The 12,068-nt window shown below is 45.3% G+C and carries 13 protein-coding genes, 5 tRNA genes and 3 rRNA genes (1 of these 21 running past the window's edge); 20 read left to right on the top strand and 1 reads right to left on the bottom strand.

From position 1 onward, the window contains the following. The 6 genes from AAC853_RS04100 to birA form a co-directional block, all read left to right on the top strand. Positions 1–1,633 (top strand): 23S ribosomal RNA (locus AAC853_RS04100) (it extends 1,278 nt beyond the left edge of the window). Between the two features lie 87 nt (positions 1,634–1,720). Continuing rightward, positions 1,721–1,836: ribosomal RNA gene (gene rrf, locus AAC853_RS04095) — 5S ribosomal RNA — on the top strand. 50 nt (positions 1,837–1,886) lie between these two features. Beyond that, positions 1,887–1,962: transfer RNA gene (locus AAC853_RS04090), tRNA-Thr, on the top strand. 34 nt (positions 1,963–1,996) lie between these two features. After that, positions 1,997–2,112: ribosomal RNA gene (gene rrf, locus AAC853_RS04085) — 5S ribosomal RNA — on the top strand. 129 nt (positions 2,113–2,241) lie between these two features. Beyond that, positions 2,242–3,282 (top strand): UDP-N-acetylmuramate dehydrogenase, encoded by a 1,041-nt coding sequence (gene murB / locus AAC853_RS04080; RefSeq protein ID WP_340613744.1) that lies wholly within the window; start codon positions 2,242–2,244, stop codon positions 3,280–3,282. Beyond that, complete coding sequence (birA, locus tag AAC853_RS04075) at positions 3,279–4,238, top strand: bifunctional biotin--[acetyl-CoA-carboxylase] ligase/biotin operon repressor BirA (protein WP_273572237.1); 960 nt, start codon at positions 3,279–3,281, stop codon at positions 4,236–4,238. The genes murB and birA overlap by 4 nt, the downstream gene beginning before the upstream one ends. A 33-nt stretch (positions 4,239–4,271) precedes the next feature. On the opposite strand, the gene coaA is transcribed toward birA, so the two are convergent. Beyond that, the gene (coaA, locus tag AAC853_RS04070; RefSeq protein ID WP_338883731.1) at positions 4,272–5,222 is read right to left on the bottom strand and encodes a type I pantothenate kinase; all 951 of its coding nucleotides are present in this window, start codon (positions 5,220–5,222) and stop codon (positions 4,272–4,274) included. 420 nt (positions 5,223–5,642) lie between these two features. On the opposite strand from coaA, the gene AAC853_RS04065 reads away from it, so the two are divergent. The 14 genes from AAC853_RS04065 (at position 5,643) to rplV (ending at position 12,055) form a co-directional block, all read left to right on the top strand. Next, a tRNA-Thr gene (locus tag AAC853_RS04065) sits at positions 5,643–5,718 on the top strand. Positions 5,719–5,733: 15 nt separating this feature from the next. After that, positions 5,734–5,818, top strand: a tRNA-Tyr gene (locus AAC853_RS04060). A 100-nt stretch (positions 5,819–5,918) separates the two neighbouring features. Then, positions 5,919–5,993 (top strand) — tRNA-Gly (locus tag AAC853_RS04055). A gap of 6 nt (positions 5,994–5,999) precedes the next feature. Continuing rightward, positions 6,000–6,075: transfer RNA gene (locus AAC853_RS04050), tRNA-Thr, on the top strand. Between the two features lie 106 nt (positions 6,076–6,181). Next, positions 6,182–7,366, top strand: a complete 1,185-nt coding sequence (tuf, locus tag AAC853_RS04045) for an elongation factor Tu (RefSeq protein ID WP_338804007.1) — start codon at positions 6,182–6,184, stop codon at positions 7,364–7,366. A gap of 240 nt (positions 7,367–7,606) precedes the next feature. Continuing rightward, positions 7,607–7,801 (top strand): bacterioferritin-associated ferredoxin, encoded by a 195-nt coding sequence (gene bfd, locus AAC853_RS04040; protein WP_338883730.1) that lies wholly within the window; start codon positions 7,607–7,609, stop codon positions 7,799–7,801. Positions 7,802–7,878: 77 nt separating this feature from the next. Further along, positions 7,879–8,355, top strand: coding sequence for a bacterioferritin (gene bfr / locus AAC853_RS04035; protein WP_273571441.1), 477 nt, complete (start codon positions 7,879–7,881; stop codon positions 8,353–8,355). A gap of 318 nt (positions 8,356–8,673) precedes the next feature. Continuing rightward, positions 8,674–8,985, top strand: a complete 312-nt coding sequence (rpsJ, locus tag AAC853_RS04030; protein WP_001181005.1) for a 30S ribosomal protein S10 — start codon at positions 8,674–8,676, stop codon at positions 8,983–8,985. 32 nt (positions 8,986–9,017) lie between these two features. Next, a complete protein-coding gene (rplC, locus tag AAC853_RS04025; RefSeq protein WP_189760120.1) occupies positions 9,018–9,650 on the top strand; it encodes a 50S ribosomal protein L3 in 633 nt (210 codons plus the stop codon). Positions 9,651–9,666: 16 nt separating this feature from the next. Beyond that, entirely contained in the window at positions 9,667–10,272 is a 606-nt protein-coding gene (gene rplD / locus AAC853_RS04020) for a 50S ribosomal protein L4 (protein WP_189760121.1), read from the top strand. Beyond that, complete coding sequence (gene rplW, locus AAC853_RS04015; protein WP_038269605.1) at positions 10,269–10,571, top strand: 50S ribosomal protein L23; 303 nt, start codon at positions 10,269–10,271, stop codon at positions 10,569–10,571. The genes rplD and rplW overlap by 4 nt, the downstream gene beginning before the upstream one ends. Before the next feature lie 19 nt (positions 10,572–10,590). Continuing rightward, positions 10,591–11,415: a 50S ribosomal protein L2 gene (rplB, locus tag AAC853_RS04010; RefSeq protein ID WP_189760122.1), complete on the top strand. Its 825-nt coding sequence runs from the start codon at positions 10,591–10,593 to the stop codon at positions 11,413–11,415. A 14-nt stretch (positions 11,416–11,429) separates the two neighbouring features. Further along, positions 11,430–11,708: a 30S ribosomal protein S19 gene (gene rpsS / locus AAC853_RS04005; RefSeq protein WP_011148791.1), complete on the top strand. Its 279-nt coding sequence runs from the start codon at positions 11,430–11,432 to the stop codon at positions 11,706–11,708. A 14-nt stretch (positions 11,709–11,722) separates the two neighbouring features. After that, positions 11,723–12,055, top strand: a complete 333-nt coding sequence (gene rplV / locus AAC853_RS04000) for a 50S ribosomal protein L22 (RefSeq protein ID WP_010847481.1) — start codon at positions 11,723–11,725, stop codon at positions 12,053–12,055. Positions 12,056–12,068 lie beyond the last annotated feature (13 nt).

The following is a 12,068-nucleotide window of genomic DNA, read 5'->3' as shown; positions in this document are numbered from 1 at the left end:
GCGGGTGAAAAACCCGCTCGCCGGAAGACCAAGGGTTCCTGTCCAACGTTAATCGGGGCAGGGTGAGTCGACCCCTAAGGCGAGGCTGAAAAGCGTAGTCGATGGGAAACAGGTTAATATTCCTGTACGGGCCCGAATTGCGATGGGGGGACGGAGAAGGCTAGGCAAGCCGGGCGACGGTCGTCCCGGTTTAAGTGTGTAGGTGGGCTAACTTGGCAAATCCGGTTGGCCATGACACTGAGGCACGATGACGAGGCACCACGGTGCTGAAGTTGCTGATGCCCCGCTTCCAGGAAAAGCCCCTAAGCTCCAGATTCGGGTCCATCGTACCCCAAACCGACACAGGTGGTCAGGTAGAGAATACTCAGGCGCTTGAGAGAACTCGGGTGAAGGAACTAGGCAAAATGGTGCCGTAACTTCGGGAGAAGGCACGCTGGCGTTAGGTGAAGGAACGTGCGTCCGGAGCCGAGGCCAGTCGCAGATACCAGCTGGCTGCAACTGTTTAATAAAAACACAGCACTGTGCAAACACGAAAGTGGACGTATACGGTGTGACGCCTGCCCGGTGCTGGAAGGTTAATTGATGGGGTTATCGCCTCGGCGAGAAGCTCTTGATCGAAGCCCCAGTAAACGGCGGCCGTAACTATAACGGTCCTAAGGTAGCGAAATTCCTTGTCGGGTAAGTTCCGACCTGCACGAATGGCGTAATGATGGCCAGGCTGTCTCCACCCGAGACTCAGTGAAATTGAACTCGCTGTGAAGATGCAGTGTACCCGCGGCAAGACGGAAAGACCCCGTGAACCTTTACTATAGCTTGACACTGAACATGGAGCCTTGATGTGTAGGATAGGTGGGAGGCTTGGAAGTGTGGACGCCAGTCTGCATGGAGCCATCCTTGAAATACCACCCTTGAATGTTTGATGTTCTAACGCCGGCCCGTTATCCGGGTTGCGGACAGTGTCTGGTGGGTAGTTTGACTGGGGCGGTCTCCTCCCAAAGCGTAACGGAGGAGCACGAAGGTTAGCTAATCACGGTCGGACATCGTGAGGTTAGTGCAAAGGCATAAGCTAGCTTGACTGCGAGAGTGACGGCTCGAGCAGGTACGAAAGTAGGTCTTAGTGATCCGGTGGTTCTGCATGGAAGGGCCATCGCTCAACGGATAAAAGGTACTCCGGGGATAACAGGCTGATACCGCCCAAGAGTTCATATCGACGGCGGTGTTTGGCACCTCGATGTCGGCTCATCACATCCTGGGGCTGAAGTAGGTCCCAAGGGTATGGCTGTTCGCCATTTAAAGTGGTACGCGAGCTGGGTTTAGAACGTCGTGAGACAGTTCGGTCCCTATCTGCCGTGGGCGTTGGAAGATTGCAAGGGGCTGCTCCTAGTACGAGAGGACCGGAGTGGACGCACCACTGGTGTTCGGGTTGTCATGCCAATGGCACTGCCCGGTAGCTAAGTGCGGAAGAGATAACCGCTGAAAGCATCTAAGCGGGAAACTTGCCTTAAGATGAGTCTTCCCTTACCCCTAGAGGGTACTGAAGGGACGTTCGAGACGAGGACGTGGATAGGCCGGGTGTGTAAGCGTTGCGAGACGTTGAGCTAACCGGTACTAATGAACCGTGCGGCTTAACCTGACAACACCGAAGGGGTTTTCGGGAGTGGAAAGAGAGACGGGTTTCAGCGTAGAAAAGCAGCTTGTTCGGGATTGAAAACAGGATTTGTCTGGCGGCAATAGCGCGGTGGTCCCACCTGACCCCATGCCGAACTCAGCAGTGAAACGCCGTAGCGCCGATGGTAGTGTGGGGTCTCCCCATGTGAGAGTAGGGCACTGCCAGACATCAATTTATAAGTGTTGCCGATATAGCAACACTTTTATTTTTAGCATTTGCTGATATGGCTCAGTTGGTAGAGCACACCCTTGGTAAGGGTGAGGTCCCCAGTTCGAATCTGGGTATCAGCACCATGAATAATATGTTCGGCGAATAAAACAGAATTTGCTTGGCGGCAATAGCGCGGCGGTCCCACCTGACCCCATGCCGAACTCAGTAGTGAAACGCCGTAGCGCCGATGGTAGTGTGGGGTCTCCCCATGCGAGAGTAGGGAACTGCCAAGCTTTAATATCCAGTCAAAAGGCCACTCATATGAGTGGCCTTTTGCGTTTTTAGCAAAAACTACTTACTTATCTTTCAAATATAGAGTCTGATAGACTACGACTTAAATTACCCTATTGAGTTTGAAATGAATGTCTGTCTGTCAATCTACTCAACTAAAAGCGTTTAACACGTTTAGCATTTCAGCCAGTGCTGATCATATTGGAATAGCGACTTCTATTGAATCGCTTTTGGCATTATGGCAAGAAGCAATGGAAAAGAATCATCCTATTTTATTATTGGGGGGAGGGAGTAACATCCTTTTCACCGAAAATTTTAAAGGTACTGTGATCTTAAATCGTATTCTTGGTATCAATATACAAGAGTCAGATACTGCATGGCATATTCATGTTGGTGCAGGTGAAAATTGGCATGAACTGATTACTTATTTATTTAAACAACGGATTTATGGCTTGGAGAATTTAGCCTTAATACCTGGAAATGTTGGTTCTGCTCCAATCCAGAATATTGGAGCATATGGCGTTGAATTTAAACATGTCTGTGAATATGTGGATTTTGTTGAGCTGAAAACCGGTAATTCAATTCGTCTAACGGCGAATGGGTGTCAATTTGCGTATAGAGACAGCATCTTTAAGCATCAATATAAAGATGGTTATGCTATCACAGCGGTTGGTTTATGTTTGAATAAGAAGTGGGAACCCATTTTAACGTACGGTGCCTTAGCGCAGTTCTCACGAGAAAAAGTGACACCAGAGCAAATATTCGACGCTGTGTGTGAAATGCGCCAGAGTAAGTTGCCAGATCCTGCGTTGATGGGGAATGCAGGCAGTTTCTTCAAAAACCCTATTGTACCAATCGAGTTAGCAGACAGGATTAAGTCTGAATATCCCAATTGTCCTCAATACCCTCATGATGAGCATAGCGTAAAGATTGCTGCGGGTTGGCTTATAGAACAATGTCAATTGAAGGGTTATGCTATTGGTGGCGCTGCCGTACACCTGAAACAGTCATTGGTATTAATTAATACAGGTAATGCAACGGGACAAGATGTCATTACCTTAGCTTCTTATGTACGTAATAAGGTTGCAGAAAAATTTAATATCTTCTTAGAGCCTGAGGTACGCTTCATTGGTAGTGCAGGTGAAATAGACGCAGTGGAATGTATTTCATGAAAGATCTTAGTATCCCATTAAAATTAATTAAAGTGTTATCTGATGGCGAAATTCATTCAGGCCAACAACTTGGTCAGGAATTGGGAATGAGCCGAGCAGGAATCAATAAACATATTCAAACTATTCGTGAATGGGGAGTAGAAGTTCTCACTCTTCCAGGTAAAGGTTACCGCTTTCCTGCCCCAATGAATCTTCTGGATAAAAAAGTTATTGAAAATTATCTTCCTAATGATCGTATTGAAGTGATACCTGTCATTGATTCTACGAACCAATATGTTCTGGAAAAATTAGCAGAACTCGATTCAGGAGATGCCTGTGTTGCAGAATATCAATATGCCGGTAGAGGGCGCCGTGGTAGAAAGTGGGTTTCTGCTTTTGGCCGTAACTTATATCTATCTATGTATTGGCGTTTGGAACAAGGACCAGCAGCAGCGATAGGTTTAAGTTTGGTCGTTGGTATTATCATTGCTGAAGTTCTTAATCGCCAGGGAGCAGAAAGCGTAAAAGTAAAATGGCCAAATGACTTATACTTAGATGATAAAAAACTTGCTGGAATATTGGTTGAGTTGACGGGAAAAACGGGAGATGCAGCCCATGTTGTTATCGGAATAGGCATGAATATTTCGATGAGTAGCGATCAACAGAGATCAATTAATCAAAATTGGACTAATTTACAGCAATCAGGAACGATTATTGAACGGAATAAGTTGGTTGCTGAAATCATAGTGGAACTTAAAAAAGCGTTAATCCAGTTTGAAAATGAAGGGCTAAATTCTTTCATTCCTCGGTGGTTTGAATTAGATAATTTTATTAATCGTTCAGTGAAATTAATTATTGGTGATCAGGAAGTTCATGGGATAGCTCGTGGAATAGATCAACAAGGGGCTTTATTACTTGATATTGACGGAGTTGTTACACCTTATATCGGTGGTGAAATTTCCTTGAGAGGTTGTTGAATATAAAGCCGGAAATATTTCCGGCTTTTTGTTTTATTTTCTTAATCTGACGCTTTCAATCGTGTGATTAATGCCTTTCGTCATAATTAAGCTAGCTCGTTCTCTCGTTGGTAAGATGTTTTGCTGTAAGTTTAATCCATTAATTTCCCGCCAAATATTCGATGCTACTTTTATCGCTTCTTCTGTCGTTAGTTTGGAATAATTGTGAAAATAAGAATCAGGATCGGAAAACGCGCCTTGTCGAAACTTAAGAAAACGATTGACGTACCATTGTTGGAGTAATTCTTCCGGCGCATCTACATAAATAGAAAAATCAACAAAATCAGAGACAAATACATGGTGTGGCTCATGTGGATAATCCATGCCACTTTGTAATACGTTTAAACCTTCAAGGATAAGAATATCGGGCTTTTCGATAATAAGTTGTTCATGAGGAACGATGTCATAGCTTAAGTGAGAATATACCGGTGCGATGACTTTGTCTGCACCTGATTTTATATCGGAGACAAATTTGACCAAGCTACGCATATCATAGGATTCAGGGAATCCCTTTTTTTTCATTAACCCACGTTCATTTAATATATTGTTGGAGTGTAAAAAACCATCTGTTGTCACTAACTTGACACGACGATGTTCTGGCCAACGACTTAGCAGCGCCTGTAATAAGCGTGCGGTTGTACTTTTTCCGACAGCAACGCTGCCTGCTATACCAATAACATAAGGTATTTTTTGTTCATCCGTCCCCAAAAACTGTTCAAGAACAGCTTGCCGTCGTAAATTGGAGCTAATGTAAAAATTGAGTAGACGTGACAATGGAAGATAGATTTCAATCACTTCATCTATTGAAATTTCTTCGTTGATCCCTTTTAAAGCAGCGACTTCTTCTTTTGTTAATGTTAACGGCACCGAGTCACGCAATGTGGCCCAATGTTTGCGATCAAATTGTAAATATGGAGTCGTCAAAAAAGATTCTTTCTTATTCATAAGCCAACATCTGCCTGTCTATGCAGGTTGGACAGGTTGTTGAGAACACCCGTATCCGACAAAAAAATAAATCTCATCATATCGGTTGCGCTATCGTAGGCGTAGAATTTTTTATGATTTTAGTCATTTTTTTGATGGCAAATGCAAAAATGTATTATTTTTTAGCCTATTATGACCGTCAGTGTCTTTCTTTCATAAAGAGAAAGACAACTGTGATTCAACTAACTTTCAAAAAAATAATTGTCAGATGCATTTACGGGTTCTTCCTGCACAAGAGTTGTTTGTTGGATATTTAAACTGAAACTATTGAAAAAAACACCAGAAGCACCAAAAATGGCTGTTTTGTGAGCGAAAGAACAAAAAAAGCAATTTTTTTGTTGCATCGAGGGCCAACTCTTCCTAGAATGCGCAGCACTTGATGCCGGCATAGCTCAGTTGGTAGAGCAACTGACTTGTAATCAGTAGGTCCCGAGTTCGACTCTTGGTGCCGGCACCATTAAAAAATTGGAAAGGTGGGGTTCCCGAGCGGCCAAAGGGAGCAGACTGTAAATCTGCCGTCACAGACTTCGAAGGTTCGAATCCTTCCCCCACCACCATTAACCAGTTTCGATCTTGAGTGTTCTGCTCGAGTTATACTCTAGAAAAAACACTTAAGATATAGTATACAGCTGATTAAAGTCAGGTAGCCGAGTTCACGCGGGCATCGTATAATGGCTATTACCTCAGCCTTCCAAGCTGATGATGCGGGTTCGATTCCCGCTGCCCGCTCCAAGATGTGCTGATATAGCTCAGTTGGTAGAGCACACCCTTGGTAAGGGTGAGGTCGGCAGTTCGAATCTGCCTATCAGCACCACTTCTCCTGTTCTTACCTCCTGATTTTCTTCCTGTAAATATCTCGCAAGCAATTGCTTGGTTGATGTGGTGAAACCACCGATTCCGTGTCTTAGAGGGACAACCTAATGTCTAAAGAAAAGTTTGAACGTTCAAAACCGCACGTTAACGTTGGTACTATCGGCCACGTTGACCACGGTAAAACTACCCTGACTGCTGCAATCACTACCGTTTTGGCAAAAACTTACGGCGGTAACGCGCGTGCATTCGACCAGATCGATAACGCACCAGAAGAAAAAGCGCGTGGTATCACCATCTCTACTTCTCACGTAGAGTACGATACCCCAACTCGCCACTACGCACACGTTGACTGCCCAGGCCACGCCGACTACGTGAAAAACATGATCACCGGTGCTGCTCAGATGGACGGCGCGATCCTGGTAGTTGCTGCAACTGATGGCCCAATGCCACAGACTCGTGAGCACATCCTGCTGGGTCGTCAGGTTGGCGTTCCTTACATCATTGTGTTCCTGAACAAATGTGACATGGTTGATGATGAAGAGCTGCTGGAACTGGTGGAAATGGAAGTCCGTGAGCTGCTGTCTCAGTACGATTTCCCAGGCGACGACACCCCAATCATCCGTGGTTCTGCGCTGAAAGCGCTGGAAGGCGATGCTGAGTGGGAAGCGAAAGTTATCGAACTGGCTGAAGCACTGGATTCTTACATCCCAGAACCAGAGCGTGACATTGACAAGCCATTCCTGCTGCCAATCGAAGACGTATTCTCTATCTCTGGCCGTGGTACTGTAGTTACCGGTCGTGTAGAGCGTGGTATCGTTAAAGTTGGTGACGAAGTTGAAATCGTAGGTATCAAAGAGACGACTAAAACCACTTGTACCGGCGTTGAAATGTTCCGCAAACTGCTGGACGAAGGCCGTGCGGGTGAGAACGTGGGTGTTCTGCTGCGTGGTACTAAGCGTGATGACGTTGAGCGTGGTCAGGTTCTGGCGAAGCCAGGCTCTATCCACCCACACACTCAGTTCGAATCTGAAGTGTATATCCTGAGCAAAGATGAAGGTGGTCGTCATACGCCATTCTTCAAAGGTTACCGTCCACAGTTCTACTTCCGTACAACTGACGTAACCGGTACTATCGAACTGCCAGAAGGCGTAGAGATGGTAATGCCAGGCGACAACATCAACATGAAAGTGACTCTGATTGCGCCAATCGCAATGGACGAAGGTCTGCGTTTTGCAATCCGTGAAGGTGGCCGTACTGTAGGCGCCGGTGTTGTTGCTAAAGTTATTGCTTAATCTGTAATTATCAAAAGATTATGAGAAAGAGGAGCCTTGGCTCCTCTTTTTTTATTTTGAGCCACCGAAATTGGTGGTTTTTTGTTATTCAACAAAATAAAAACAATAATTGAAATGATATTTATTTCTATTTACAATTCCGGGGTGTCGCTTATTTTATAAGCGTAGACCATTTTGGGTAGGGGGTTACTCGACCTAAATAGTCATCAAGAGTGTGTAAATAGTTAGAAGAGTGCTTCCATGTATGTTTGTCTCTGCAATGCAATAAGCGATAAAACCATACGCAATGCTGTTCATCAGCAACATATTCGTTCTATCAGAGAGTTGAGGAGTTTTGTTCCTGTAGGAAGCGACTGCGGAAAATGTATACGTCAAGCACGTGAAATAATGAATGAGGAGATTGCCCTGTTACCTCCAATAAATAATGTTGCCTAAAATAAGCACAATTTTCTTGCAATTACTCTGCCAAATTAGTACTACACTTTATGTGACTGGAAGCGGAGGAACTTGCTATGAAAGGTGATAAAAAAATAATTGCACATTTGAATAAACTTCTCGGCAATGAACTTGTCGCCATCAATCAATATTTCTTGCATGCCCGAATGTTTAAGAACTGGGGATTGATACGTTTGAATGACGTCGAGTATCACGAGTCCATTGATGAGATGAAGCACGCAGATAAATTTATCGAACGTATTCTTTTTCTGGAGGGGGTGCCAAATCTACAAGATCTGGGCAAACTCAATATCGGAGAAGATGTAGAAGAAATGCTGAAATCTGATCTGGAATTAGAATTACGTGGTGCAAAGGATCTCAGAGAAGCAATCGCATATGCCGATTCAGTTCATGATTATGTTAGTCGAGACTTGATGATAGAGGTGCTTGCCGATGAAGAAAATCATATTGATTGGTTGGAAACTCAACTTGAACTGATAGCTAGAATTGGAATACAAAATTACATTCAATCTCAGCTTAGTGAAGAAGAATAACTATAGTTTGTCGCCCTATAATTTGATGTATATAGGGCGTTTTCCTTCCATTTCCTTTCTTGCTTTCCCCTTTCTTGTCTGTACTTTTGCATAGATTTCACTCTTAATATTGCTTTGTGGGTAAATTCACGTATAATGCGCGGGCTTACCTACACAGAGTAGGACTGATTTATTAATCAGTAATGAGCGGTGAGTAACCGCCATTTAAAATACCTCCGATATGGGGGTTATGCACAGAACGATTACACTCCCCCATCAACCGAAATGGGTGCGAGGAGTAATTATTTACGTTTATAAAATAGTTGGAGCTCTGGTCTCATGCAGAACCAAAGAATCCGTATCCGCCTGAAAGCATTTGATCATCGTTTGATCGATCAATCAACTGCGGAAATCGTAGAGACTGCGAAGCGCACTGGTGCGCAAGTTCGTGGCCCGATCCCTCTGCCAACTCGTAAAGAGCGTTTTACCGTTCTGATTTCTCCACACGTTAATAAAGATGCGCGTGATCAGTACGAAATTCGCACTCACAAACGTCTGGTTGACATCGTTGAGCCAACCGAGAAAACCGTTGATGCTCTGATGCGTCTGGATCTGGCTGCCGGTGTAGATGTGCAGATCAGCCTGGGTTAATCAGGTCATTGAACGATTGAGAGGTTGAAACAATGATTGGTTTAGTCGGTAAAAAAGTGGGCATGACTCGTATCTTCACTGAAGATGGCGTTTCAATCCCTGTAACTGTTATCGAAATCGAAAATAACCGTGTAACTCAAGTTAAAAACAAAGAGACTGACGGTTATCGTGCAATTCAGGTAACGACTGGTAGCAAAAAAGCTAGTCGTGTTAAGAAAGCTGAAGCGGGTCATTTCGCTAAAGCTGGCGTTGAAGCTGGCCGCATTCTGCGTGAATTCCGCCTGTCAGAAGACGACGCTGAATTCACTGTAGGTCAAAGCATTAGCGTTGAAATTTTCGCTGACGTTAAAAAAGTTGACGTTACTGGTACATCTAAAGGTAAAGGTTTCGCGGGTACTGTTAAACGCTGGAACTTCCGTACTCAGGATGCTACCCATGGTAACTCCTTGTCTCACCGCGTTCCGGGTTCTATCGGTCAGAACCAGACTCCGGGCAAAGTGTTCAAAGGCAAGAAAATGGCAGGCCAACTGGGTAATGAGCGCGTAACCGTTCAGAGCTTAGATGTAGTACGTGTTGACGCTGAGCGTAACCTGCTGCTGGTCAAAGGTGCTGTTCCAGGTGCAACGAACAGTAACCTGATCGTAAAACCGGCTGTCAAGGCGTAACGTCGAGGAGATAGGAATGGAATTGGTAATCAAAGACGCGCAAAGCGCGCTGACTGTTTCCGAAACTACCTTCGGGCGTGATTTCAATGAAGCGCTTGTGCATCAAGTAGTTGTTGCATATGCAGCTGGTGCTCGTCAAGGTACTCGTGCTCAGAAAACTCGTGCCGAAGTTTCTGGTTCAGGTAAAAAACCATGGCGTCAGAAAGGCACTGGCCGTGCGCGTTCTGGTTCTATTAAGAGTCCAATTTGGCGCTCTGGTGGTGTAACTTTCGCAGCGAAACCACAGGACCACAGTCAAAAAGTTAATAAAAAGATGTACCGCGGTGCCCTGAAAAGCATCCTGTCTGAACTGGTACGTCAAGATCGTCTAATCGTTGTCGAGAAGTTCTCTGTTGAAGCACCTAAAACTAAGTTGCTGGTACAGAAACTGAAAGAAATGGCTCTGGAAGACGTGCTGATTGTCACTAGCGAAGTTGATGAGAATCTGTTCTTAGCAGCTCGTAACCTGTACAAGGTTGACGTTCGTGACACAGCAGGTATCGATCCTGTAAGCTTGATTGCCTTCGACAAAGTGGTTATGACTGCTGAAGCTGTGAAGCAAGTTGAGGAGATGCTGGCATGATCCGTGAAGAACGTCTGCTGAAAGTACTGCGCGCGCCGCACGTATCTGAAAAAGCTTCTACAGCGATGGAAAAAAGCAACACCATCGTTCTCAAAGTTGCGAAAGACGCGACTAAAGCAGAGATCAAAGCTGCCGTACAGAAACTGTTTGAAGTTGAAGTTGAAGGTGTAAACACTTTGCTGGTTAAAGGCAAAGTTAAGCGCCACGGACAGCGTATTGGTCGTCGTAGCGACTGGAAAAAGGCTTACGTCACCTTGAAAGAAGGCCAGAACCTGGACTTCGTTGGCGGCGCTGAGTAAGTCGGAGGAGTAAAGAACAATGGCAATTGTTAAATGTAAACCTACGTCTCCGGGCCGTCGCCACGTTGTTAAAGTGGTTAACCCTGAGCTGCATAAGGGTAAACCTTATGCTCCGTTGTTGGAAAAAAACAACAAAACCGGTGGTCGTAACAACAATGGTCGTATTACCACTCGTCACATTGGTGGTGGCCATAAACAGCATTATCGTCTGATTGACTTTAAACGTAACAAAGACGGTATCCCTGCTGTTGTTGAGCGTCTGGAATATGATCCAAACCGTTCAGCAAACATCGCACTGGTTCTGTACAAAGACGGTGAGCGTCGTTACATCCTTGCGCCTAAGGGCCTGAAAGCGGGTGATCAAATCCAGTCTGGTGCTGATTCAGCAATCAAAACTGGTAACGCTCTGCCAATGCGCAACATTCCGGTTGGTTCTACTGTTCACAACATAGAAATGAAACCAGGTAAAGGTGGCCAGTTGGCTCGTTCAGCAGGTGCTTATGCTCAGATCGTTGCTCGTGATGGTTCTTATGTAACCCTGCGTCTGCGTTCTGGTGAAATGCGTAAAGTTCTGTCTGATTGCCGCGCTACTTTAGGTGAAGTTGGTAACGCAGAACATATGCTGCGCGTTCTGGGTAAAGCTGGTGCAAGCCGCTGGCGTGGTATTCGTCCTACCGTTCGTGGTACGGCGATGAACCCAGTAGACCATCCACATGGTGGTGGTGAAGGTCGTAACTTTGGTAAACACCCTGTAACTCCATGGGGCATCCAGACCAAAGGTAAGAAGACCCGTAGCAACAAACGTACTGATAAATATATCGTACGTCGCCGTTCTAAAAAATAATTAGAGGATAAACCATGCCACGTTCTCTCAAGAAAGGTCCATTTATTGACCTGCACTTGCTGAAGAAGGTAGAGAAAGCGGTGGAAAGCGGAGACAAAAAGCCTATTAAGACTTGGTCCCGTCGTTCAACGATCTTTCCTAACATGATCGGTTTGACCATCGCTGTCCATAATGGTCGTCAGCATGTACCAGTTTTTGTTTCCGACGAAATGGTTGGTCACAAACTGGGTGAATTCGCGCCGACCCGTACTTATCGCGGCCATGCGGCCGATAAAAAGGCTAAAAAGCGCTAAGGTAGGAGGAAGAGATGGAAACTATCGCTAAACATCGCCACGCTCGTTCTTCTGCTCAGAAGGTTCGCCTTGTGGCTGACCTGATCCGCGGTAAGAAAGTGTCGCAAGCTCTGGAAACTCTGACCTATACCAACAAAAAAGCTGCTGGTTTAGTGAAGAAAGTACTTGAGTCTGCTATTGCTAACGCAGAACACAACGATGGCGCTGACATCGATGATCTGAAAGTCACGAAAATTTTCGTAGACGAAGGCCCAACTATGAAGCGTATTATGCCTCGTGCCAAAGGCCGTGCAGATCGTATCCTGAAGCGCACCAGCCACATCACTGTGGTTGTGTCCGATCGCTGAGACTCTGGAGACT

Origin of the sequence: Xenorhabdus thailandensis, from assembly GCF_037996785.1 — a bacterium.
GTDB lineage: Bacteria > Pseudomonadota > Gammaproteobacteria > Enterobacterales > Enterobacteriaceae > Xenorhabdus > Xenorhabdus griffiniae.
The sequence above is the reverse complement of the archived record's forward strand: the minus strand, read 5'-3'. Positions and strand labels throughout refer to the sequence as shown.

Coding starts and splice junctions, on each gene's coding strand:
- rplC (WP_189760120.1), top strand. CDS start 9,018: ATGATTGGTTTAGTCGGTAAAAAAGTGGGCATGACTCGTATCTTCACT.
- bfd (WP_338883730.1), top strand. CDS start 7,607: ATGTATGTTTGTCTCTGCAATGCAATAAGCGATAAAACCATACGCAAT.
- rplB (WP_189760122.1), top strand. CDS start 10,591: ATGGCAATTGTTAAATGTAAACCTACGTCTCCGGGCCGTCGCCACGTT.
- rplW (WP_038269605.1), top strand. CDS start 10,269: ATGATCCGTGAAGAACGTCTGCTGAAAGTACTGCGCGCGCCGCACGTA.
- rplD (WP_189760121.1), top strand. CDS start 9,667: ATGGAATTGGTAATCAAAGACGCGCAAAGCGCGCTGACTGTTTCCGAA.
- rpsJ (WP_001181005.1), top strand. CDS start 8,674: ATGCAGAACCAAAGAATCCGTATCCGCCTGAAAGCATTTGATCATCGT.
- rpsS (WP_011148791.1), top strand. CDS start 11,430: ATGCCACGTTCTCTCAAGAAAGGTCCATTTATTGACCTGCACTTGCTG.
- birA (WP_273572237.1), top strand. CDS start 3,279: ATGAAAGATCTTAGTATCCCATTAAAATTAATTAAAGTGTTATCTGAT.
- murB (WP_340613744.1), top strand. CDS start 2,242: ATGTCTGTCTGTCAATCTACTCAACTAAAAGCGTTTAACACGTTTAGC.
- coaA (WP_338883731.1), bottom strand. CDS start 5,222: ATGAATAAGAAAGAATCTTTTTTGACGACTCCATATTTACAATTTGAT.
- bfr (WP_273571441.1), top strand. CDS start 7,879: ATGAAAGGTGATAAAAAAATAATTGCACATTTGAATAAACTTCTCGGC.
- rplV (WP_010847481.1), top strand. CDS start 11,723: ATGGAAACTATCGCTAAACATCGCCACGCTCGTTCTTCTGCTCAGAAG.
- tuf (WP_338804007.1), top strand. CDS start 6,182: ATGTCTAAAGAAAAGTTTGAACGTTCAAAACCGCACGTTAACGTTGGT.